Annotated in this window: 16 protein-coding genes and 1 pseudogene; 11 read left to right on the top strand and 6 right to left on the bottom strand. The window is 63.7% G+C overall.

Annotated elements, in window-relative coordinates:
• Nucleotides 1-7: 7 nt before the first annotated feature.
• The 4 genes and pseudogenes from ACDH77_RS12195 to htpG all read right to left on the bottom strand — a co-directional run.
• A pseudogene (locus tag ACDH77_RS12195) lies at nucleotides 8-463 on the bottom strand (RHS repeat-associated core domain-containing protein); the annotation flags it as partial.
• Nucleotides 464-588: 125 nt separating this feature from the next.
• The gene (locus tag ACDH77_RS12190; protein WP_126952847.1) at nucleotides 589-1,095 is read right to left on the bottom strand and encodes a hypothetical protein; all 507 of its coding nucleotides are present in this window, start codon (nucleotides 1,093-1,095) and stop codon (nucleotides 589-591) included.
• Entirely contained in the window at nucleotides 1,092-5,636 is a 4,545-nt protein-coding gene (locus tag ACDH77_RS12185; protein ID WP_372353471.1) for an RHS repeat-associated core domain-containing protein, read from the bottom strand. The genes ACDH77_RS12190 and ACDH77_RS12185 overlap by 4 nt, the downstream gene beginning before the upstream one ends.
• Before the next feature lie 198 nt (nucleotides 5,637-5,834).
• Entirely contained in the window at nucleotides 5,835-7,739 is a 1,905-nt protein-coding gene (htpG, locus tag ACDH77_RS12180) for a molecular chaperone HtpG (protein WP_372353470.1), read from the bottom strand.
• A gap of 174 nt (nucleotides 7,740-7,913) precedes the next feature.
• On the opposite strand from htpG, the gene rsmD reads away from it, so the two are divergent.
• The 7 genes from rsmD to ACDH77_RS12145 all read left to right on the top strand — a co-directional run bounded on the left by rsmD (nucleotide 7,914) and on the right by ACDH77_RS12145 (nucleotide 13,991).
• Nucleotides 7,914-8,603: a 16S rRNA (guanine(966)-N(2))-methyltransferase RsmD gene (rsmD, locus tag ACDH77_RS12175; protein WP_031423154.1), complete on the top strand. Its 690-nt coding sequence runs from the start codon at nucleotides 7,914-7,916 to the stop codon at nucleotides 8,601-8,603.
• A complete protein-coding gene (gene coaD, locus ACDH77_RS12170; protein WP_008574388.1) occupies nucleotides 8,600-9,106 on the top strand; it encodes a pantetheine-phosphate adenylyltransferase in 507 nt (168 codons plus the stop codon). The genes rsmD and coaD overlap by 4 nt, the downstream gene beginning before the upstream one ends.
• A gap of 46 nt (nucleotides 9,107-9,152) precedes the next feature.
• Nucleotides 9,153-9,650, top strand: a complete 498-nt coding sequence (locus ACDH77_RS12165; protein WP_005931897.1) for a hypothetical protein — start codon at nucleotides 9,153-9,155, stop codon at nucleotides 9,648-9,650.
• Nucleotides 9,651-9,708: 58 nt separating this feature from the next.
• Complete coding sequence (locus ACDH77_RS12160; protein ID WP_033478847.1) at nucleotides 9,709-9,891, top strand: hypothetical protein; 183 nt, start codon at nucleotides 9,709-9,711, stop codon at nucleotides 9,889-9,891.
• Entirely contained in the window at nucleotides 9,882-10,166 is a 285-nt protein-coding gene (locus ACDH77_RS12155) for a YfhL family 4Fe-4S dicluster ferredoxin (RefSeq protein WP_014090436.1), read from the top strand. Before ACDH77_RS12160 ends, ACDH77_RS12155 begins: the two co-directional genes overlap by 10 nt.
• Nucleotides 10,163-11,941 (top strand): gamma-glutamyltransferase, encoded by a 1,779-nt coding sequence (gene ggt, locus ACDH77_RS12150; protein WP_014090435.1) that lies wholly within the window; start codon nucleotides 10,163-10,165, stop codon nucleotides 11,939-11,941. Before ACDH77_RS12155 ends, ggt begins: the two co-directional genes overlap by 4 nt.
• 289 nt (nucleotides 11,942-12,230) lie before the next feature.
• On the top strand, nucleotides 12,231-13,991 hold the full coding sequence (locus tag ACDH77_RS12145) for a glycoside hydrolase family 9 protein (protein ID WP_218488468.1): 1,761 nt from the start codon (nucleotides 12,231-12,233) through the stop codon (nucleotides 13,989-13,991).
• A 375-nt stretch (nucleotides 13,992-14,366) separates the two neighbouring features.
• Here the strand turns inward: ACDH77_RS12145 and upp are convergent, their stop codons facing one another.
• Complete coding sequence (gene upp, locus ACDH77_RS12140) at nucleotides 14,367-14,999, bottom strand: uracil phosphoribosyltransferase (protein WP_008574400.1); 633 nt, start codon at nucleotides 14,997-14,999, stop codon at nucleotides 14,367-14,369.
• A 151-nt stretch (nucleotides 15,000-15,150) separates the two neighbouring features.
• Here upp and ACDH77_RS12135 point away from each other — a divergent pair, with 151 nt between their 5' ends.
• The 4 genes from ACDH77_RS12135 to ACDH77_RS12120 all read left to right on the top strand — a co-directional run bounded on the left by ACDH77_RS12135 (nucleotide 15,151) and on the right by ACDH77_RS12120 (nucleotide 21,281).
• Nucleotides 15,151-17,709, top strand: a complete 2,559-nt coding sequence (locus ACDH77_RS12135) for a TonB-dependent receptor (RefSeq protein ID WP_029819668.1) — start codon at nucleotides 15,151-15,153, stop codon at nucleotides 17,707-17,709.
• Entirely contained in the window at nucleotides 17,706-18,827 is a 1,122-nt protein-coding gene (locus ACDH77_RS12130; RefSeq protein ID WP_031423142.1) for a phytase, read from the top strand. Before ACDH77_RS12135 ends, ACDH77_RS12130 begins: the two co-directional genes overlap by 4 nt.
• Complete coding sequence (locus ACDH77_RS12125) at nucleotides 18,824-20,203, top strand: metallophosphoesterase (protein WP_372353469.1); 1,380 nt, start codon at nucleotides 18,824-18,826, stop codon at nucleotides 20,201-20,203. Before ACDH77_RS12130 ends, ACDH77_RS12125 begins: the two co-directional genes overlap by 4 nt.
• Before the next feature lie 370 nt (nucleotides 20,204-20,573).
• Entirely contained in the window at nucleotides 20,574-21,281 is a 708-nt protein-coding gene (locus ACDH77_RS12120) for a glycosyltransferase family 32 protein (RefSeq protein WP_071118702.1), read from the top strand.
• 351 nt (nucleotides 21,282-21,632) lie between these two features.
• Here the strand turns inward: ACDH77_RS12120 and ACDH77_RS12115 are convergent, their stop codons facing one another.
• Complete coding sequence (locus ACDH77_RS12115; protein ID WP_372353468.1) at nucleotides 21,633-23,129, bottom strand: aminotransferase class III-fold pyridoxal phosphate-dependent enzyme; 1,497 nt, start codon at nucleotides 23,127-23,129, stop codon at nucleotides 21,633-21,635.
• Between the last annotated feature and the right edge of the window lie 89 nt (nucleotides 23,130-23,218).

Below are 23,218 nucleotides of genomic sequence, written 5' to 3'. Positions count from 1 at the left end.
GTCGACACAGTTTGTTGGCGTTTGCGAGCAGGCCGACCGGTAGGTCGTCCAGCCAGATCGCCTGTTGCTTGGGCGCGCCATTGCTGTCGTAGTCGCCCAGCCAGTGGCCGGCTTCATCGTAGAGCGTGTAGGTGTTGGTGGTGCCGAGGAAGCGGCGCACCTGCTCGCCACGGCCGTTGTAGCGGTAGTTCATGGTCACCGCGCCGGCGCGGCGGGCCTGGGTCATGCGGCCGGTGGTGTCGTAGGTGTACTGGCGGGCGGTGCCGCCGATGGCGGTGGTGTTTCCGGTGGCGTCGTAGCTACGTGCCACACCGGCGACGGCGCTGAGGCAATGGCTGTCGGTCGGATAGCTGTAGATCTGCGTGGCCGTGCCGACTCTGGCGCTGAGGCGGTTGCCGGTGGAGCCGTCGATCAGCGTGCCGGTGCGGCCGTCCTTGAGCGCTGTGAGGCGGCCCAAGGTGTCGGAGCTTGGCTTGATTTTAAGAATGGTATCGATCCGGCCAAAGTCCAAACTCATCTTTTGCCTGCTTGATAGGTGGGTCGGATGTTTGGTGACGGAAGGTGGTCTAATGAAATTAAGTTGATTGGCTACATTAGGATCTCCATTAGCTGCTCTTTTGTCATCATTCCGCTAGGTAAGTAGGAAGAGTAGTTGTCAGGTATTAATAAACACTCTCTTGATGCCTCATCGTATCTTTTTAATTTAAGTAGGGTTGCTACTAAATGCATGCGAGATGAGTTTGTGTAGTAATCAAAATCCTCTTTATTTCCAAGGCTTATTGCTTCCGAAAAAGCCGTCGCTGCTTCAGGGAATCGGCCTGAGCGCCATAAGCCAATACCCAACTCATAGTAATCGCCCGGTTCCTCTGAGCCAAGATTGGCAAGGGATTCGCGATCAGCAAGTTCCAGTTCTTTTTCGCGCATGTCGGAATATATGTCAGCCCGGGCACGCAACCCTGCTAGGTTGGTTGCTGGCTCATTCAAAAGTATTTGGCAAACTTCAAGCGCGGACTGAAAATCACCAGTAGTCTTGAACTTTTCCGCAGTTTGCAGAATTTCCTCAAGATCACCTTCGGTTTCTGGAATTTTTTTCATCTCTGCACCTTGTTTCCACCGCATTGTTGACTAACTAGGCCGCGAGCACATTGCTCGATATCAGTGAATCCTCCTGTGACACCGGTCACGCTTCTTTTTTTTCTGCGTCCGGCAGCTTGCTGCAACTGCTCAAAAATTAGCTGACGACATACTCGGCGCGCCTCACGCCATTCTCGCTCACAGCGATCATTATCATCGCAATTATTGATGCTATTACTGATGGCTTGTTCTAACTGACTGATGGCGCTCAAGGGCGACATTTTGTATAGCGACTCAAGTAGGCTGTCTCCTGTAATTTCTGGTATCTGGGGTAAATTAATTGAACCGCCTTGAGGTAACTGGGTGCTTGCATCGTTTGGGTTGTTAGGTCCATATGGGTTGTAGACACCCACGGGGCCGGTCATCCCTGGGCCCTGTGATATCATTGTTGCCTGCAAGCCATCAGGATCTATCCACATCAATGGATTGTTGAAGGCATATCTGTATGTCCCGATACCGCCACGCAGGCCAATCGGATCAGATTTCGAATATCGCCCCGTGGATGCCTCGTATTCCCTGTTGCCATTTTGATTCAACCCACTCGCCGCATCAAACCGCTGCCCCGGAAACCGCATATCCAGCACCAGTGCCGCACCATCCCCATCAGGATCTTGATTCGGCGCGGTGTTGCCGAAGGCTTCACCCTTCAAGCTCCATGCCCACACCGCCACATCGCGGGTGGGGTCGATCACCACGCGTGGGCTGCCCAAGTGGTCGGGTTCGATGTAGTGCAGCGTGTTGGCATTGGCTAGCAGGCCGACTGGTAGGTCGTCCAGCCAGATCGCCTGCTGCTTGGGCGCGCCGTTGCTGTCGTAGTCGCCCAGCCAGTGGCCGGCTTCATCGTAGAGCGTGTAGGTGTTGGTGGTGCCGAGGAAGCGGCGCACCTGTTCGCCTTTACCGTTGTAGCGGTAGTTCATGGTCACCGCGCCGGCGCGGCGGGCCTGGGTCATGCGGCCGCTGGTGTCGTAGGTGTATTGGCGGGCGGTGCCGATGGCGGTGGTGTTGCCGGCGGCATCGTAACTGCGGGCGACGCCTGCCACGGCACTGAGACGATGGCTGTCGGTCGGGTAGGTGTAGGCCTGCGTGGCCGTGCCGACCTTGGCGCTGAGGCGGTTGCCGGTGGCGTCATAGCTGTAGCCGTCAATGACAGTTCCGGTGACACCATCGGTGAGACCGGTCAGGCGGCCCAGCGCGTCGTAGTCCAGGCCGATCTCCGGCGTTGAATTGCCGGCTGGCGTCAGTGCGGTGAGGTTGCCGGCCGGGTCGAAGCCGAAGCCTACGTCAAGACCGCCCGGGCGGGTGTCCTGGATCGCCTGCGGGCGGTAGTCCAGATCATAGTGGCGGGCGAGGGTGCGGCCATTGCCGTAGGTCCAGCCGGCAGCCGGGCCGAATGGATAGTAAGTGGCATTGCCCAGAAGCACCTGGCGGCTACCGCCGGCGGCCTTCACGCCGACCTGCGTGGTCTGGCCCTGCGCATTGCGCACGTAATCGACCACCGCCCCGTCGGGATAGGTCATGCGGCGCAGTTGGCCGCCGATGGTGTAGTCGTAACGCAGCACCAACGCGGTGCCGTTGCTGGTCTGCACCTTGCGCACCAAGTCGCCGAAGCGGTTGTAGCAGTACTGGGTGATGGCGCCGCCGTCCTGCATCTTGGTCAGGCGGCCGATCGAAAAGGTCTCCCCGCTGGCGCAGGCCGTCTGCGTCGCGTCGTAGGTGTAGGTGATGTTGAGGCTGGTGGTGGGGTAGGTGACCTTGGTCGGGCGATTGAGCGCGTCGTAGCTGTAGGCGGTGGTGTTGCCGCGCGCATCGGTCTGGGTGGCGCGGTTGCCGGCGCTGTCGTAGGCGTAGCGGGTGACGCCGGTGTCCGGGCTGGTGAGTTTCACCAGATCGCCGAACCCGTTGTACTCGTAGGTGGTGTCCAGGCCCTTGGGGTCGGTGACCTTGGTCAGGTTGTCGAGTGCGTCGTAGGCGAACTTGGTGTCGGCCTTGATGCCGGCGACATCCTGCAGCGTGCGGGACAGGCGATTGAGCGGGTCGTACTCGCTCTGCGTCGCGGTCGCCAACGCATCGGTCACGGTGGTGGCGTTGCCGTTGGCGTCGTACGCGAAGTCTGTGGGGTCGCTGGCCGCAGTAGCCTGGGTCTTAAGTTGGCCGAGCTGGTTGTAGACGCGCGAGAGCGTGCGCTTCAACGTGCCCGACGCATCGCTGGTGTCTTCCTTGATGCGATTGCCGGCGTTGTCCAGCGTGTAGTGGACGGTATTGCCCGCGTTGTCGGTGATGTCGGTCAGCCGATGCGCCGCATCGTAGCTGAAGGCAGTGAACGCGCCATCGGGCTGGGTGACCTGCCTGACCAGGCCGGTGGGCCAATAATCGATGCGGGTGATGCGGTCATCGGCCTCGCTGGAGGCATCGGCGCCACGCACCTTGGCGGCCGTCAGCCAACCGCGCGGGTGATAGGTGTAGTCGGTGACGATGCCGTTGGTGTCCTTGATGGACAGCGGGCGGCCGGCGCCGTCGTAGGCGAGGTATTCGGTGACTTGGCCGAGGGCGTTGGTGACTTTCCACAAGTCGCCTTTGCGGTGCGGGCAGGTCGTTGGTGTTGCGGCGCAGCTCGCATCATCGCTGAGGTAGTAGCTGTAGCGCGTGCTGTCGGCGATATCGCTGCGCGGACCATCGCTGGAGAGCAGTACGCCCGCCAGCGGACAGGCGCCGGTGGCGATATCGGCCTCTTCGCAATAACGTTGCGTAACGAGCCGGGAGGGACTTCCAGCTGGGTCGAGTTGCGAGATGGTCAGTGCCTGGCCTCTGGCGTTGTAGGTCCAGGTTGTCCTGGCCACCAGCGCATTGGCGGCGTCATAGCTGCGGCGGTCTACAGGTTGACGCAAGCTGGCGTGCCAATCGGTTTGTACCGTGCGCTTGCGGCCGGCCGTATCGTTGGCGGCATCAATCTTGCTGGTCAGGAGACCGCGATAGTTGTAAGTCCAGTCGGTGGAGACGCCGGCAAAATCGACTTCCAGATCGGGATAGCCATTCCCGTCATAGCTGCGGGACTGGAACGATGCGCTCGTGCATTCCGGGCACAGCCCCTGGACTGCGACCACCTTGGCCTGGCCGAGCTTGGACAGGCCAGTGCGCGTGATGGTGTTTCCTGATGGCGTGGTGACGGTAGAGGCGGCGCCTGCATAGGCGATCGTGAATTGGTCGATCGCTCCTGCCGGATTGCCATGCACGCTGCGGGTCACACGTTTTTGCGCATCGTAGCTCCATGACGCATAGACCTGGCCTTGTGCATCGCGATGTGTCGTCAGCGCATCCGGAAAGCGTGAATCGGCATATCCATAACTGGCCACCGTCGAGGAGGCCGATGCTCCTGCCGCCTGCAAGGCCACCGAGCTCAAGCGCCCTTGGGTGTCATAGCTATAACCGAGGGTTGCACCATCGGGTAGCGTGACCTGGGCCACCCTGCCGGCTTGGTAGGCAAACACGATTTGCCGGCCGCGCAGGTCCCGCACCGACTGCAATTGCGTGCCGGCATAGGTCAACGTCAGTCGCTCGCCATCCGGGTAGGCCATGCCGGTCAGTTTGCCGTCGGGGCCGAAGGTTTCTTGCGTATCGTCTGCAGTGGTGACTTGCCAGCCGGTCCGCACACCGTTGTCGAGGAGTTCGGTCAGCACTTCGCGCACGTCCCAGTCGGGCGTCCAGGTCCCGTTGGCAGACTTCTTGAAGGTGTAAAAATTGCCGCTGGGACGGGTCAGGACCACGGTTGCTGCATCGGCCACAGTCAACGCACGTGCGTAGCTATGCCGCCATGTGGAACCGAGTGTGGTAACGGGCTGCAAGCCAGCTGCGCTGCTGTAATAGCGTACGAACTCCAGATGTCCAACCGGGGCGCGGTAATCGACTGCGGTTTCGAGTTTGGTCCCGGTGAACACGTTCGCGGGGTTGCCGGCCGTGGTCGGCCCGGTGGTGGCGTCGCAACAGCCGTTGTTCTTGCCAGGATCGATGGAGGGAGGAGATGCGCAGACTGCGCCGTTGGGCGTGGCGACTGGCTGGCCGCCGTTGGTGCCGACGGTGTACTCGCAGCCTTGTTGACAGACTTTGTCGGTGCTGCCGGCTGCTGGGGCAATGGAAGGGCGGGCGGTGCAGGTGGAAGCGTAGAAACTGCTGTCTAGATAAGAAATCCAAGTGTAGTTATCAAACGCACGATAGCATTCGACGACTGCTTCGTAACGCTGATCAAATGTTCGATCATTTACTTTACCGCTGTGGGTGTTTATTGCTCCGTATCCGCAAATCGCTTCGTTGCCTTCTCTCAAAGCATTGAGATAGGCCTGCCCTTGGTCACATAGGCTTGTGCCCGCATTGCACAAAACTGAGTCAACAGCTTGAGCTTTTGGCATCGGGATGAAACAAAAGCACATCACGACGAGTGCAATCAAAAATCTTAACCTAGCGCCATGGAGAATTTTTTCGGGTGGTGGCCTTTGCGCAAGATCTTTCATTGCTTCACTTTCCTTGTAGTGTAATTTTCTGCACGCAGCTGTAGTGAGGCTTGCGTGAAAGAAGCATATGGGGGCTATATCCGTTTGCCAAGCACTCCGGCTGTAAAAGCACCCGCACTAACTGGCGCGGTGCCTGAGCCCAAATGCAAAGACCGGCGGAATCGCCGGTCTTTGCTCATTGCTCCATCACCGCAGCGCTTACACCGATAACTCCAACAACAACTTATTCAACCGCCGCACATACGCGGCCGGATCCTTCAAACTATCGCCCGCAGCCAACGCAGCCTGGTCGAACAACACACGACTCAGGTCGCCGAAGCGATCCATATCCTGTTCCGCGTCGAGTTTCTCGATCAGCGGGTGGGTGGGATTGAACTCGAACACCGGCTTGCTTTCCGGCACCGCCTGGCCGCTGGCTTCTAGCAGCTGACGCATCTGCAGGCCCAGGTCGCCCTGGCCGATGGCCAAGATCGCCGGGGAATCGGTCAGGCGATGCGAGACGCGTACTTCGGCCACGTCGTCGCCCAGCGCTGCCTTGATGCGCGAAGCCAGACCTTCCTTGGATTTGGCGAGGTCTTCCTGCGCCTTCTTGTCTTCTTCCGAATCCAGCTTGCCCAGGTCCAGGTCGCCGCGCGCCACGTCCACGAACGACTTGCCGTCGAATTCGGTGAGATAGCTCATCAGCCATTCGTCGATGCGGTCGGTGAGCAGCAGCACTTCGATGCCCTTCTTGCGGAAGACCTCCAAATGCGGGCTGTCCTTGATTTGCGCGTAGCTTTCGCCGGTGAGGTAGTACAGCTTGTCCTGGCCTTCAGCCAAACGACTCACGTAATCGGCCAGGCCAACGCTTTGTGCGCCGGTGGTGTCGTGCGTGGACGAGAAGCGCAGCAGGCCGGCGATCTTTTCGCGGTTGGCGTAATCCTCGGCCGGACCTTCCTTCAATGCCTGGCCGAAGTTGCGCCAGAACGTGGCGTAGTCGTCCGGCTTGTCCTTGGCCAGCTTTTCCAGCATGTCCAGCGAGCGCTTGGTCAGCGCCGACTTCATCGAATCGACCACCGGGCCGGATTGCAGGATTTCGCGCGAGACATTGAGCGAGAGGTCCGACGAATCCACCACGCCCTTGATGAAACGCAGGTACAGCGGCAGGAACTGCTCGGCCTGGTCCATGATGAAAACGCGCTGCACATACAGCTTCAGGCCCTTGGCCGAGTCGCGGTGGTACAGGTCGAACGGGGCACGGCCGGGCACGAACAGCAGCGAGGTGTATTCCAGCTTGCCTTCGACCTTGTTATGGCTCCAGGCCAGCGGGTTGCCCGCGTCGTGGGCGATGTGCTTGTAGAACTCCCGATACTCCTCGTCCTTGATCTCGGACTTGGGGCGCGTCCACAGCGCGCTGGCGCGGTTGACCGCTTCCCATTCGGGCTCTGCCGGCGTGTCGGCGGCTTCGCCGTAATGCTCCTTGCGCATCTCGATCGGCAGGCCGATGTGGTCGGAGTATTTCTTGAGGATGCCGCGCAGCGTCCAGCCATCGGCGAACGATTCTTCGCCTTCCTTCAGGTGCAGCACGATGCGGGTGCCGCGCTCGGGCTTGTCGACGCTGGCGATCTCGAATTCGCCTTCGCCACGCGAGGACCAGTGCACGCCTTCGCTGGCCGGCAGGCCGGCGCGGCGCGAATACACGTCCACCTGGTCGGCGACGATGAAGGCGCTATAGAAGCCCACGCCGAACTGGCCGATCAGGTTGGCATCCTTCTTCTGGTCGCCGCTGAGGTGCTTGAGGAAATCGGCAGTGCCGGACTTGGCGATCGTGCCCAAGTGCGAGACCGCCTCCTCGCGGCTCATGCCGATGCCGTTGTCGTCGATGGTCACAGTGCGCGCGTCCTTGTCGTAATCGACGCGGATGCGCAGCTCGCCGCTGCCTTCCAGCAGCTCGGGCTTGACCAAGGCTTCGAAGCGCAGCTTGTCGGCGGCATCGGCGGCATTGGAGACCAGCTCGCGCAGGAAGATTTCCTTGTTCGAGTACAACGAATGGATCATCAGCTGCAGCAGCTGCTTGACCTCGGTCTGGAAGCCGAGCGTCTGCTTGTCGGTTTCAACGGTCATTGGGGTCGTGCTCCGTGGTGGTCCAGGCCGCAACGCGGCCGATGGCCTGGGGGATGCGGCCTTCTGCCGATTTTTCAAGGCGGGCCTGCGCGAATGTGCCGCCCGCGGCGGCTGGCGCGGGGCAGGGCGGCTGCGGCGATGGCGGCGGTATCATGGCCGGCCATTCGTCCTGCCTTGAGCCATGTCGCCAACTGCGCTGCTGCCGTGCTGCACCCGCCCGCCCTCGCCAGGTGCGGGGCGATGAGCCGCCTGCAGCGCCCGGCCTCGCGTGGCGCGGAAGGCCAGGTGCGTATTGTTGGCGGGCGCTGGCGCAATACGCGGCTGGCGGTGCCCAGCTTGCCCGGCCTGCGCCCCAGCAGCGACCGCGTGCGCGAAACGCTGTTCAACTGGCTGATGCCGCGCCTGCCCGGCGCGCGCGTGCTGGATCTGTTCGCCGGCTCCGGCGCGCTGGGCCTGGAGGCGGTGTCGCGCGGCGCTGCGCATGCCACCCTGATCGAACGCGACCCCGGTCTGGTGCAGCGGCTGCGCGAGCACGTGACCCGGCTGGATGCCGCCACGCAGGTGCAGGTGCTGCAGGAAGATGCGGTGCGCTGGCTGGAGCGTGCGCCCGCAGCGCTGGCTGATATCGTCTTCGTCGACCCGCCATTCGCGGCCGGGCTGTGGCCGGCAGTGCTGGAGCACCTGCCGGCGCATGTGGCGGCCGACGCCTGGCTGTACCTGGAAGCGCCCGCCGATGCGCCGCCGCTGCTGCCGGCCGGCTGGCATCTGCACCGCGAGGGCGCCACCCGTGAGGTGCGCTATGCGCTGTACCGCCGGGCCGCTGCTACACTGAAGAGCGATCCGACCCCGGTAGTCTCCGTATGAGCGTTGCCAACAGCCGCACCGCCGTCTATCCCGGTACCTTCGACCCGATCACCAACGGGCATATCGACCTGGTGAATCGCGCCGCGCCGTTGTTCGAGCGCGTGGTGGTGGGTGTGGCGTATAGCCCCTCCAAGGGCCCGGCATTGTCGCTGGAGCGCCGCGTGGCGCTGGCCCAGGAAGCGCTGGCGGCGCATACCAATGTGGAAGTGCGCGGCTTCGATACCCTGCTGGCGCATTTCGTGCGCGAGATGGGTGCCGGCGTGCTGCTGCGCGGCCTGCGGGCAGTGTCCGACTTCGAATACGAATTCCAGATGGCCAGCATGAACCGCCATCTGATCCCGGAGGTGGAAACGCTGTTTCTTACCCCGGCCGAGCAATACAGCTTCATCTCGTCCTCGCTGGTGCGCGAAATCGCGCGGCTGGGCGGGGATGTGTCCGGCTTCGTGCCGGCATCGGTTGTCGAGGCCTTGCGGCAGGTGCGCCAGTCCCGCGCGCAGGCCTGATCATCTGCAGTTACATCACCACATGCATTTCAAAGGGAGGAGTTTCATGAAACACACCATGCGCGCTCTGGCGCTCGCTTCGATCGCCGCTCTGGCGGTCACCGCCTGCAAGAAAGAAGAGCCGGCACCGACCGCTGCCGCCGCACCGGCCCCGTTGACCGCACCGGCCAAGGACGACAACGCCGGCTGGAAGAAGTACCTGCAGGAAGTGGTCGGCCAGAACCTGGGCACCACCACCAACAGCCCGTTCCTGTACTACTTGCCGCCAGAGTCGGACGCCGAATTTGCCGGCAGCTACGAGCGTCAGCTGGAAAGCGTCAAGACCGCGCTCGCGCGTGGCGTGCAGCCGGGCAACATGCTGGCCTTCGGTTCGTCGGCGTCCAGCAAGATGGCCGACCTGATCGATGCGGCGTTCAAGGACGTGGCACCGGACTCGATGAAGGGTGTGCGCGTGCTGTTCATCGGCAATGCTGCCGACAACGCGCGCGTGCAGACCATCGTCCAGCCCAAGGGCGCGGAATACATCTTCGTTGAAGCCAAGTAATGCCGTAGCAGGCCGGATGCGCGGGAGGGCGCATCCGGCCGCAGCCTGGGAATGCACCATGCTGCCGAGTTCGCACTCCATCGGAGCCGGCCGCACCAGGCCGGTGTCCGACAGCGCCCAGGGCGCTATCTACCTGCCGCTGCGCGCCATGGGCGCCCGGCTGCAGCAGCACATTGCGTTCCAGCGCCTGCGGTTGCAGCGCGTCGCGTCGCGTCGCATCGTAGTGCCGATATGTCTCTGAAAATCAACGAGCTCTGCGTCAACTGCGACGTCTGCGAGCCTGCGTGCCCGAATCACGCCATCTCGATGGGCGAAACCATCTACGTCATCGATCCGGCACGTTGCACCGAGTGCGTGGGCCATTTCGACGAAGCGCAGTGCGTGGTGGTGTGCCCGGTCGAATGCATCGATCCGGATCCGGCCATTCCGGAAACCCATGACCAGTTGCTGGCCAAGCTGATGCAATTGCAGCGCGATCACCCCGAACTGTACGAACAGGAGCCCCCCGCCCCGTGAGCACTTTTTCCCGACGTTTTTCTTCGCGCGGCGTGTTGCTGCTGGCCTTTGTGCTGGCGCCAGCGGCCTGGTGCGCCGATGCCGCCAAGCCGGCGACGGCCACCACCGCAGCGGTTGCCGCGCATCCGCCCGGCGCGGCGATCGCCAGCGGCCATGCGCTGGCCACCGATGCCGGCCTGCAGATCCTGCGCGAAGGCGGGAATGCGTTCGATGCCGCGGTGGCGGTGTCGTCCACGCTGGCGGTGGTCGAGCCGATCAGCTCAGGGCTGGGCGGCGGCGGTTTCTTCCTGTTGCACGATGCCAAGACCGGCAAGGACGTGATGCTGGACGCGCGCGAAACCGCGCCCGCGTCGGCCACCGAAGCGCAGTTTCTCGACAAGAAAGGCGAGCTGGACCGCGACCGCTCGGTCAATGGCCCGTGGTCGGCGGGCATCCCGGGCTTGCCCGCAGCGCTGGTGGAGCTGGCTGCCAAACACGGCCGGCTGCCGCTGAAGCAGTCGCTGGCACCCTCGATCCGCATCGCGACGGAGGGTTTTCCCGTCTACGCGCGCATGGCCAAGGGCTATGCCTCGCGGCGCGAGGTGATGGAGCGTTACCCCGGTACGCGCGAGGTGTATCTGCGCGGCGGCAAACCCATTGCCGAAGGCGACACCTTCAAGCAGCCGGAGCTGGCGCAGACGCTGCAGCTGCTCGGCGACAAGGGCTTCGACGGGTTTTACAAGGGCGAGACCGCCAAGAAGTTGCTGGCCGGCGTGAAGCAGGCCGGCGGCCAGTGGAGCGCGGCCGAGCTGGCCGGGTACCGGGTCAAGGAGCGCGCGCCGATCCAGTTCGACTACCGCGGCTGGAAGATCACCACTGCGCCGCCGCCGTCGTCCGGTGGTATTGCGCTGGCGGCGATGCTGCAGATCCTGGAGGGCTGGGACTTGAACACGCTCGATGAGGTGCATCGCACCCATCTGGTGGTGGAGTCGATGCGCCGCGCCTACCGCGATCGCACCTTCTTCCTGGGCGACCCGGACTTTGTGGACGTGCCGCAGCGCGTGCTCACCAGCAAGGACTACGCGCAAGGCCTGCGTGCCACCATCAATCCGGACAAGGCCACGCCCAGCGATCTGCTGTCGGGCAACCCCACGCCGCTGGAAGACGACGAGACCACGCACTTTTCCATCATCGATGGCGAAGGCAACCGCGTCGGTGCCACCCAGACGGTGAACCTGCTGTACGGCTCGGGCCTGATTCCCAAGGGCACCGGCGTGCTGCTCAACAACGAGATGGACGACTTCGCGCTCAAGCCGGGCACTCCGAATGCGTTCGGCGTGATGGGCTACGCCGCCAACGCGCCCAAGCCGGGCAAGCGCATGCTCAGTTCGATGACACCCACCTTCATGGAATCGGCCGACAAGGCGATCGTGCTCGGCACCCCGGGCGGCAGCCGCATCATCACCATGGTGCTGCTGGGGATCCTGGGCTACGACGCCGGCCTGGATGCGCAGGCGGTCAGTGCGCTGCCGCGCTATCACCACCAGTGGTTGCCGGACGTGATCGACGCCGAGACCGACGCGTTTTCGGCGCAGACCGCCAAGGGCCTGCAAGCGATGGGGCATGCATTGAAAATGCCAGGCGACACCGCCGAAGGCGGCCGTGGCTCCAGCCATGTGTGGGGCAACCTGCAAACGGTGGAGTGGGACAAGCGCCGCAACGTGCTCAGCGGCGGCAGCGACCCGCGTAACCCGGTGGGCAAGGCGCAAGTGCAGTTGGACGCGACGGCACGCTGAGGCGTGAACCCGATTGCGTCGACGCCCGGTAGCCGGCAAGGCGGCCGGGCGTTGTTCGTTGTTTCGATCAAGCGCCATTGATGCAATGCGACCGTGGTTGCCTGGGCTGGCGCGTTTGCTGCCAGCCCAGCATGCGCTTGATTGCTGGCATGCAGTGATGATGAGCGCGGCATGGCTGCGTGCGAGGCGATCCGCGCAAGGGGCGCATTGCTGCAGCGATGCGGATTGACGCATCGGCTATGCCGGCATTGGACTTGTCGCTGCAAGATAATGCGGCGACCATCGTGGCATGACTAACTTCAAGACTGTGCTCACCAGCCTGATGATCGTTTCGCCCGTGCTCGCCTGCGCTGCGGAGACCACCGGTAGGCAGGAGGCCGTGGCGGCCAGCGACGCCATCCACGTCAACCAGCTGGGCTATCTGCCGGGCTCGGCAAAACTGGCGATCGTCGGGCTGCCGCCGCAGGACGCCGCGCAGCGTTCGGACCGCTTCACCGTCGAAGATGCACAGGGACGCAGCGTGTTGCAGGGAACCCTGCAGCCGGCCGCGATGTGGTCGCCGGCCGCACAGCAGGCGCGGGTGGCGGATTTTTCCGGGCTGCGTGCGGTCGGAACCTATCGGTTGAAGGTCGACGGGCTGCCGGCATCGGAGACCTTCGCCATCAACGCGCATGCCTATCAGCCCCTGGTCGATGCAGCGTTGAAGGCGTTCTACTTCAACCGTGCCAGCACCGCGCTGCCGGCACGCTACGCCGGGCGCTATGCGCGCGCGGCCGGGCACCCGGATACGCAGGTGCGCATCCATCCGTCCGCAGCGTCTGCAACGCGTCCGACCGATAGCGTGATCAGCGCGCCCAAGGGCTGGTACGACGCGGGCGACTACAACAAGTACATCGTCAATTCCGGCATCAGCACCTACACCTTGCTGGCGGCCTACGAGCAGTATCCGGCGTTCTTCAGGTCCAAGCCGCTGACCATCCCCGACGATGCGCCCGGCGTGCCCGGCATCCTGCAGGAGGCCTGGTGGAATCTGGACTGGATGCTCGCCATGCAGGACCCGGCCGATGGCGGCGTGTACCACAAGCTCACCGACAAGCAGTTCGATGGCTTGGTGATGCCGGATCAGGCCACGCAGCAACGCTACGTGGTGATGAAGACCACTGCCGCGACCTTGGACTTCGCTGCGGTGATGGCCGTTGCCAGTCGCGTATATGCGCCATTTGAAAAGCAGTATCCGGGGCTGTCGGCGCGCATGATGAAAGCCTCGCGGGCTGCGTGGGCATGGGCGAAGCAGCATCCGGACGTGATCTACCATCAGCCCAGCGACGTGCGTACCGGCGGTTACGACGATGCACACCTGGATGACGAATTCGCCTGGGCGGCGGCCGAGTTGTACATCGCCACCGGCGAGGATGGGTTCTACGACGCGATGATCGCGCGCAACGTGCCGGCCACCGTGCCCTCATGGGGCAATGTCGGTGGGCTGGCCTGGATGTCGTTGGCCGCGCATCGCGACCGACTCACGCCGCATGCCGATCGCGCGCGGATCGCACGGGAGATCACCGGACTGGCACAACAGCTGGCCGACACCTGGCAATCATCGGCATGGCGGCTGGCGATGAACGACAGCGATTTCGTGTGGGGCAGCAATGCAGGGGTGCTCAACCGCGCGATGATGCTGCTACAGGGCTACCGGCTGACGCAGCAGCGGCAATTTCTGGATGCGGCGCAATCGCAGCTGGACTACATCCTGGGCCGCAATCCGCTGGGGCTGTCGTTCGTGACCGGGATAGGCAAACGCACCCCGATGCATATCCATCACCGACCCTCAGAGGCCGATGGGATCGAAGCGCCGGTGCCGGGTTGGCTGGTCGGCGGCCCGCAGCCGGGGCAGCAGGATGCCAAGGAGTGCAAGGTGCCGTACCCCTCCAAACGGCCGGCGTTGTCGTACCTGGACAACTTCTGCAGCTACTCCACCAACGAGGTGGCGATCAACTGGAATGCGCCGCTGGTGTATGTGAGCGCGGCGATCGAGGCGTCGACGCGCTAAAGCGTCGCTATCAAGCCGATGCCGCGGCTGTTCCTTTTCCCGTCGGGAGAAGGTGGCGCGCAGCGCCGGATGAGGGTACGGCGTCGGCAGGAATACTGATACACCGTACCCTCATCCAACCCCTCTCCCGCAGGAGAGGGGCTTAAGCTGCTGCAATTCATGCTGCCTGCGTACCAAAGGTTCGGTCACCAGCAGCTCTGAATGACGCTTTTGGCCATGCCAGCAACATGATCGAGGTCGGACGCGCTGCGGCATTTCCTTCTGCCTTCGGGAGAAGCTGGCGCGTAGCGCTGGATGAGGGTAGGCGGCAGCAAGAACACTGGCATGCCGTACCCTCACCCCAACCCCTCTCCCGGGCGGGAGAGGGGCTTAAACTCATTCCAGCCGCGTTCCAAAAATCCGGTCGCCTGCATCGCCCAGGCCGGGCAGGATGTAGCCCTTGTCGTTGAGGTGTTCGTCGATGGCCGCGGTATAGACCTCGACATCCGGGTGCACCGCTTCGAGCGCCTTCAGGCCTTCCGGCGCGGCGACCAGAAAGATGCCTTTGATGCGCCGTGCGCCGGCGCGCTTGAGCATGTCGATGGTGGCGATCAGGGTGCCGCCGGTGGCCAGCATCGGGTCCAGGATCAGGGCGTCGCGTTCTTCCAGGCGGCCAGTGAGGCGTTCGAAATAGGGCACCGGTTGCAGGGTTTCTTCATCGCGCTGCAGACCGACCACACTCACGCGTGCGGCAGGAATCAGTGCCAGTACGCCGGGCAGCATGCCCAGACCGGCGCGCAGGATCGGTACCAAGGTGATCTTTGCGCCGGCAATGCGCTGCACCGTCACCGGGCCGGCCCAGCCCGGCTGGGTGTGCGATTCGGTATCCAGATTGGCGGTGGCCTCGTAAGCCAGCAGCGTGCCCAGTTCGGTGACCAGTTCGCGGAAGCCCTTGGTGCTCAACGCGGCATCGCGCAGCAGGCCGATCTTGTGCTGGACGAGGGGGTGGCGGACTTCGACGATTTTCATGGGCAGCGGCAGGCGGGAGAGGGGCACAGTGTGCCGCAGCCGCGCGGTGTGTCGCCACACTTCGGGTGTGATCGCTGATGCATATGTCATGTCAGTGAAACGTCGTAGACATAGTGTGCCCACCCATTCTTAACCGATTGGGGAAGCACCCGTGTTGAACAAGACTCCGCTCTGCCTGGCGATCACGCTGACGTTGGCTGCGGCCACGTGGAGTCCGCTGGCGCACGCGGCCCAGGGTGCGGCCACGGGCGGCGCTGCCAGCGCTGCGGCAATCGACCTGGAGCGGCTGGAGGTGCGCCCGCAGCTGGAAGCGCAGGAGCGCGCAGTCGATCTCAAACGCGCCTCCGATGCCATCCAGGACGCCGTCGCCTCCGATGCGATGGGACGTTACCCGGACAAGAATGTTGCAGAATCCTTGCAGCGCCTGCCCGGCGTCAGCGTGACGCGCGACCAGGGCGAAGGCCGCTTTGTGGTCATCCGCGGACTGGATTCGTCGCTCAACAGCGTCACTATCGACGGCATGACCATGGGCACGCCGGAAGACGGCACGCGTTCGGCACCGCTGGACGTGATTCCTTCCGATTCCACCGAGCGCCTGAAGGTGGTCAAGTCGCCGACCCCGGACATGCCGGGCGATTCCATCGGCGGCGCGATCCAGGTGGAATCCACCTCCGCCTTCGATCGCGACGGACGCACCTTGCGCGGCTCCATCGAAGCCAGCCACCAGTCGCTGTCGGGCAAGACCAGCCCGAAGGGCGCCTTCAACTACAGCGACATCTTCAATGGCACCTTCGGGGTGGCCGTGGGCGTGAACTATCAGGACCGCGAGTTCGAATCGGACAATACCGAAGTGGCCTACGACACCTTTGACGGTGGCGCGGACGACGATCTGTTCGCCGGCGAAGTGCAACGCCGCAAATACTTCATCGAACGCACCCGCATGGGCGCGAACCTCAATCTGGACTGGCGCCCGGACGCGGATAACCGCTACTACCTGCGCACGCTCTACAGCCGTTTCGACGATGCCGAAACGCGTCAGCGCACCATCTTCGGGTTGAGCGATGGCGAGGTCAGTGCCAATGGCGACGGCACCTATCGCGTGGACGACCTGCCGGCCGACAGCATTTCCAAGCGCGTGCGCTACCGCACCAAGAAGGAAGACACCATGGCGTTGAGCGTGGGTGGCGAAAACCGCCTGAGCGCCGCCACCGTGGATTACAAGCTGGGCTACACCAAGACCCGCGAGCGAGTGAACGATGAAAAGGAGGCGCGCTTCAATTACGACGGCGACGATCTGGCGGCCACGGTGGATCAGCGCAGTGGCATTCCGAAGCTGGGCTTCTCCGACAACGGCTGGCAGAGCAACGATGATTTCGTGTTCGATCGCTTCGTGATTGCGCCCACGCAGGTGGACGACAGCGAGCGCAGCGCGCAGATCAATGTGCGCTTTGACGGCGAGCATTCCAGCCTGAAGATGGGCGTGCTGGGCCGCTGGCGCGAGCGCGGGGTGAACGTGGACGAAAACGAGCTGCGTCGTGGGCCGGCCATCGACCTGAGCGACTGGACCACTCCCGCGCCCGAGCACCGTGGCGGCACCTTGGGCCAGAGCATCGGCTCGGACGGCATGCGCCGCTACTGGAACACCTCCGGCGATCTGTACAGTGCACGTCCGCAAGATGTGGGCGGCAATCTGCAGACCTCGCTGCAGGACGATTACACGGCCACCGAAGATGTCTTCGCCACCTATGCGATGGGCACCTGGGACATCGGCGCACTGCGCATGATCGCCGGCGTGCGCGTGGAAAATACCCAGTTCGATGCCACCGGCAACCAGGTGGACGTGGCAGCCAATGGCCGCACCGCCACGGTGACGCCACGCGAGGCTTCCAGCAGCTACACCAACGTGCTGCCCGGCCTGCATCTGCGTTACGACAGTGGCAACGACTGGGTGCTGCGCTTTGCGGCCAACAAGACCTTGTCGCGCCCGGCGTTCGGCGATGTGTCGCCACGCGTGAGCATCAACCGTGGCGATAACGAGGTGAGTCTGGGCAACCCCGATCTTGATCCGTACCGTTCGCAGAACCTGGACCTGTCGTTCGAAAAATACCTCGGCAGTACCGGTGTGATCTCGCTGGGCGTGTTCCACAAGTCGATCGACGACTACATCGTGCAGACCATCAACACCAACGATGCGGAATTTCCGGGCCTGCAGGTCACACGCTCGATCAATGGCGACACCGCAAAGGTGCGCGGCGCGGAATTCAATTGGCAGCAGACCCTGGACTTCCTGCCCGAGGGCTGGAATGGCTTTCTGGTTGGTGCCAGCGCCACGGTGCTGGACAGCGATTTCAATCCGGGCCTGGAAAATCGTGCCGGCGACGACTTCACCCTGCCGCGTTCGTCCAAGCGCATCTACAGCGGCCACCTGGGCTACGAAAAATACGGGTTCAGTGCGCGCGTGGCGGCGGTGTATCGCAGCCAATATCTGGACACCATCGGGCAGAGCCGTGCGTACGATATCTATGTTGCCCCACACACGCAGCTGGATTTCAGCATGAACTATCAATTCAACAGCCACGTCAGCCTGTATCTGGAAGCGCAGAACCTGTTGGACGAGCCGTTGGAGCTGTATCAGGGCATCCGCTCGCGCACCCTGCAAAATGAAGAGTACGGCCGCACCTACGCGCTTGGCCTGAAGGTGGCGCTGTGATCGCACCACGCACCGTCGTGCAGATCACGCTGCTGTCCGCTGCCGCCGCATTGGTCGGTTGCGCCAGTGCCCCGGCCGGCCGCGAAGCTGACGAAGCGCTGCTGAAGGATCCCTTGCTCAGCGAGGCCAAGGTAGCGCACGAAGTGGTGCCGGAAGCCTTCATTACCGCGCTGACGCCAGCGGACAACCTGGATTCGCCGGCCAGCTGGATGGCGCCGGATGGTCGCCGTTGGGTGATCGCCACGGCCAAGGGCACGCATGCGCTGGTGGTGTTCGACGGCGACAGCGGCAAGCGGCTGCGCGTGGTCGGCGGCAAGGGCAAGGCCCTGGGCAAGCTCGACCGCCCCAATGGCATTTCGGTGGTCGATGACCTGGTGTTCGTGGTGGAGCGCGACAACCGGCGCGTGCAGGTCTTCTCCTTGCCCGATCTGACGCCGGTGACGGCGTTTGGCCAGAACCAATTGCGCGAGCCCTACGGCCTGTGGGTGCGCAAGCACGAGGGCGGCTACGAGGTGGTGGTCAGCGACAACTACATGTCGCCGGCCAACAAGGATCTGCCGCCGCCGCTGGCCGAGCTTGGCCAGCGCTTTCGGCGTTATCAGCTCGATGCTGCAGGGCAGGGCTGGCAGGCACGACTGACGCAGAGTTTTGGCGACACCAGCGAAGCGGGCGCGGTACGGATTGCCGAATCGGTGTTCGGCGATGAAGCCAATGCGCGGCTGATGATTGCCGAAGAAGACGTGGCCGTGGGCACGCAGTTGCGCGACTACGGCATTGACGGGCGGTATCGCGGCCGCAACGTCGGCGCCGGGCTGTTCAAGGCGCAGGCCGAGGGCATCAGCTTGTTCGCATGCAGCGACGGGAGCGGCTACTGGATCGCCACCGATCAGTTCAAGGACCGCAGCGTGTTCCAGGTCTTCGATCGCAAGACGCTGGCGCATGTCGGCGCCTTTGCCGGCCGTGTGACCGCCAACACCGATGGCGTGTGGCTGGATCAACGCAGCGATGCGCGCTTTCCAGGTGGCGTGTTCTATGCGTTGCATGACGACCAGGCAGTGGCCGCGTTCGATTGGCGCGATATCGCGCGGACATTGCGCCTGAAAGAGTGCACGCCATGATGGCCGCGCGCAGATCGGTCTCTGCGTTGCTTGCGGCGATCGCAACCATAAGCGTTTCAGCCTCGGCTGCCGACCGTGCTGCCGAACCCAATACGCAGGTGCCGGCGGGTTCGACGCATTATGTTGCCGATGGCTTCCCGGACCGCATCGTCGCCACGCCGGCGCAGGACGCGGCCACAGGCTTTGCCGTGGCCTGGCGCACCGACGCCAGCGTCGACAGACCGTGGCTGGAACTGATGGTCGCCGGCGATTCGCCGGATGTAGGCACGCCACGACGCATTCGGGCGAGCACGCTGACGCTTGCCAGCGAAAACGGCAGTTCGCATCACCATCGCGCCGATGTCGACGGGCTGCAGCCGGACACGATGTACGCGTACCGCGTGCAGGGGCAGGGGACCTGGGGCGCGTGGAATCACTTCCGCACGGCTGCCACAGCCACCACGCCGCTGACCTTGCTGTATTTCGGCGATACCCAGAACAAGAATCTCAGTCTGGTCTCGCGGGTGATCCGTCAGGCCTGGCGCTCGGCGCCGGACGCCCGGCTGGCCTTGTTCGCCGGCGACCTGGTCAGCGGCAAGGACGGCCAGGACGACAACGAATGGGCCGAGTGGTTCGAGGCCGGGCGCTGGCTGCTGGAAGGCACTGCAGTGGCGCCGGCGCCGGGCAATCACGAATATCACGAAGAGGGCGAAGACACGCCGCAGGCAACCCGCGTGCTCGGCAGTCATTGGCCGGTGACCTTTGCGTTGCCGCGTAACGGGCCTTCGGCCACCGCGCGCACCAGCTATTGGTTCGACTACCAGGGCGTGCGCATTGCCGTGCTCGACGGCACCTCGGCGCTGGACCTGGGGACCGGCCCCGCGCAGGCGCAGTGGCTGGACAAGGTGCTGGCCGACAACCCGCATCCCTGGTCGATCGTGCTGATCCATCAGCCATTCTTTTCGCCGCGTGCCGATCGCGAAAACGAAAAGTTGGTCGCACAGGTGCTGCCGGTGATCCGACGCCACAAGGTGGATCTGGTGTTGCAGGGCCACGACCACACCTACGGCCGACGCGGCGATGCGGCCGGGCAGGCGACGCCGGTCTTCGTGGTCTCGGTCGCCGGGCCCAAGCAGTACCGCCTGTCGGACATGGCGCGCACCACCATGCGCCCGGTGGGCGAAGACACCCAGCTCTATCAGGTGCTGCGTCTGGACAGCCAGCATCTGTTGTACGAATCGCGCACGGCCACCGGACGTCTCTACGACGCGTTCGAACTGCAACGCGACAGCGACGGCAGCAAACGCTTGATCGAACGCGAGGCGGGACGCATCGCGCCACGCAATTGCCCGCGCAGTGCAACGCTCAAAGGGCGTGCGGATCGATGCTGGGAATGAGCGAGGGCAGGCAACAGCCTGCCCAAGCAATACCGTGCTACTGGTGGCTGGGCAGCAGTGCGCAGACGATCTGCAAGCTGCACGTGGTTGCGTGTCCGCTGCCAGCTTCTTCGAGGTGCCCGACCGCCGCCTTGAATATGACAGGGCAGCACGCGGTTTAATCCGGATTTCGACTGTATTTATGCGTTGTTTCAAAACTTCGCATTTGCATAGATTGTTTCTATGAGCTTGCAGTTGATCATCATGTACTGCGATTTATGTCACGTCGATAGTGCGACTACGGTTGGTACGGCCGGGCCAGCGACCAGGTAGCCGAATCGATGCGGCACTGCGGTGGCGGCTCGGTTCCCCCACCGCCCGAGTCGCCCCCATGATTCCCCAATTGATTCACCTGACCGCACCCACCAAGCAGCTGCTATGGGAAGAGCGCAGGATCTGCGATCGCCTGCAGCGCCTGTTGCCTGGATGGACCTGTTACGTCTGGGACGATTCCGATAACGCAGAACTGATGCGGCGTGCGTTCCCCGAGTTTGCCCAGCGCTACGAGCAGATCCGCTTCGGCGTGATGAAAGCCGACATCGCCCGGTGCGCGTACATGCACGCACATGGCGGCTTCTACTTCGACACCGACTACAAACTGCTACGACCGCTCGATGCGCAGGTGCTGTCGCAGCATTGCGTGTTGCCCGTCGAGGAAGGTGCGCCGGGCCAGGAAGACTTCAAGATCGGCAATGCCGTGTTTGGCTCCGAGCCCGGGCATCCGTTCTGGCGCGCGTTCATCGAGCACATCTTTACCGCGCATGCCCCGGAAACGCTGCAGGATCACCGCGAAATCCCCATGATTTCGGGCCCGCGTGGGCTGACGCGCTTCTACAACGCGCATGGTGGGCAGTTCGCCGACATCCTGTTCCCGCCACGCGACGCCTTCCATCCGGACCGCACCTGGTTCGGGCTTGGCCATCGTGGCGGCAAAATCGCGGTCGGCTCGCACCTGTGCTGGGCATCGTGGCGCGGCAAGTCGCCGCGGCGTGCGCTCACCAACTACCTGCGCCGCAAGTTGAATGCGGTGCCGATCTGAGTGGCAGCGTGCACGGTGATACGGCAATCGACCTGGGGCAGGGCCGCTCAGGTCGAATCTGGGTGAGGTCATCGCCCTGCATGCTGCAGGCGATTTATGCAAGCGCAAGCTTGCATGTTCTCGTGGCTTCGCATCGTGTGTTGCAGGTATTGCGCAAATTCAGACCAGGCAACGCAGTCGGGACAATGGCTGATGACCCACCCTGGATCGGCTGGACGCAACCGAAGACTTGCGCCACTGTCGCCGGCGCTGATCGCGGTTCCAGGGCGCCGCGCAGAGCGCTGGTGGAAGACCTGTCAGCCATCTGCCGCACGCCGACGACATGCGCGCCGGCGTGCCGCGTGGAGCAAATCAGGCCGCTGCGGCCTGCACCTGACGTGGGCCTTCCTTGAGCGCACGTGCGATCAGGCCCACCAGCAGATCGAGTTCGTCTTCATCCATCGCAAAGTGCGGGGTGAAACGCAGCGAATTCTCGCCGCCGTGGATCACGTTGACGCCGCGGTGGCGTAACCACTCCTCGGTGGAACCGGCGCCGTAGCACTTGAATTGCGGTGCCAGTTCGCAGGAGAACAACAGGCCGGTGCCTTGCACCTTGGTGATCAAGCCGCCGAGTTCGGCCTGCAGCGCTTCCAGCTTGGCAATCGCCTGCGCACCGCGGATGCGGATATTGTCGCGCACCTGCGGGGTGAACAACGCCAAGGTGGCGCAGGCCACATCGAGCGCGCGCGGGTTGGTGGTCATGGTGTTGCCGTAGGTGCCCTTGCGATACACCTGCGCGGCGTGCTCGGTCACCGCCAGTACCGACAGCGGGTACTGCGCCGCATTGAGCGCCTTGGAATAGGTTTCCAGGTCCGGCGAGTCGAGCTGCTCGAATCCCGGGTAGTCCACCACCGACAGCACGCCATGCGCGCGCAGCCCGGCCTGGATGGAATCGACCAGCAACAGGCTGCCATGGGTACGGGTCAGCGCGCGCGCGGCGGCGTAGAACTCGGCCGGCAACGCACGCCCCGGGTCGCCTTCGCCCATCACCGGCTCCAGGAACACCGCTTCGATAAACCAGTGATTGCGCGCGGCCTCATCGAAAGCGCGTTGCAACGCGGCCACGTCGTACGGGGCGATTGCGATGACCGAATCCTCGTCGCGATAGCTGGCCAGGTACTTGGTGTAGGTCTTGCGGCTGGAATCCGAGTACAGGCCCGGGCGATCGGTGCGGCCATGGAAGCTGCCCTTGACCACCAGGCGTTTGATGGTGGCACCGGCATGCCGCGCGCCGGGGTCGGTGTGCAGCTTGGCGTTGGTATCGACGATGCGGGCAGCCAGGCCCACCGCTTCGGAGCCGGAATTGAGACACATGAAGCGTGCAAACGGGCAGCCGCCGCGGCTGTGGCCGATCTCGGCACGCAGGGCGCGATCGAGCCGACGTTGCGCCAGGCTGGGCGTCATCACGTTCGCCATCACCTGCGGGCGCGCCATGGCCCCGAGCACCGCGGACGGCGTATGGCCGAAGCCGAGCATGCCGTAGCCGCCGGCGTCGTAGAGCACTGCGCCCTTGAGCGTGACCACCCATGGCCCGCGTGCGGCCAGTGCCACGTAAGGCGTCACTGCGTCGTCGGCGTAGAAATTGATGAAACCTTCCTGCACCGCGCCGATCTGGGCTTCTTCGTCCAGGTCCAGCAGGTCGGCGGCGTCATCGCGCACCAGCGCGTACTCGGCTGCTGCCGCATGGATGGCCTGCTGCAGGTCAGGGTGGCTGCCGGCCAGGCGCGCGATGGTCGCATCGTCCAGGCCTTCGGTCAGGCGGCGGCCGGCATGGGCACGCAGCGGGGCGAGCGGGGCAAGGACGGACATGGCGCATCTCCTTCAAAGGTGGCGTTCCCTTCCTATTATCGGCAGAAGATCGGCGTTTGGCAGCGTGAATCTGGGCAGGAAGTACGGTA

Origin of the sequence: Xanthomonas axonopodis pv. maculifoliigardeniae, from assembly GCF_041519315.1 — a bacterium.
GTDB lineage: Bacteria > Pseudomonadota > Gammaproteobacteria > Xanthomonadales > Xanthomonadaceae > Xanthomonas > Xanthomonas euvesicatoria.
Note: the sequence above shows the minus strand (reverse complement) of the source record. Positions and strands in the feature narration are given on the sequence as shown.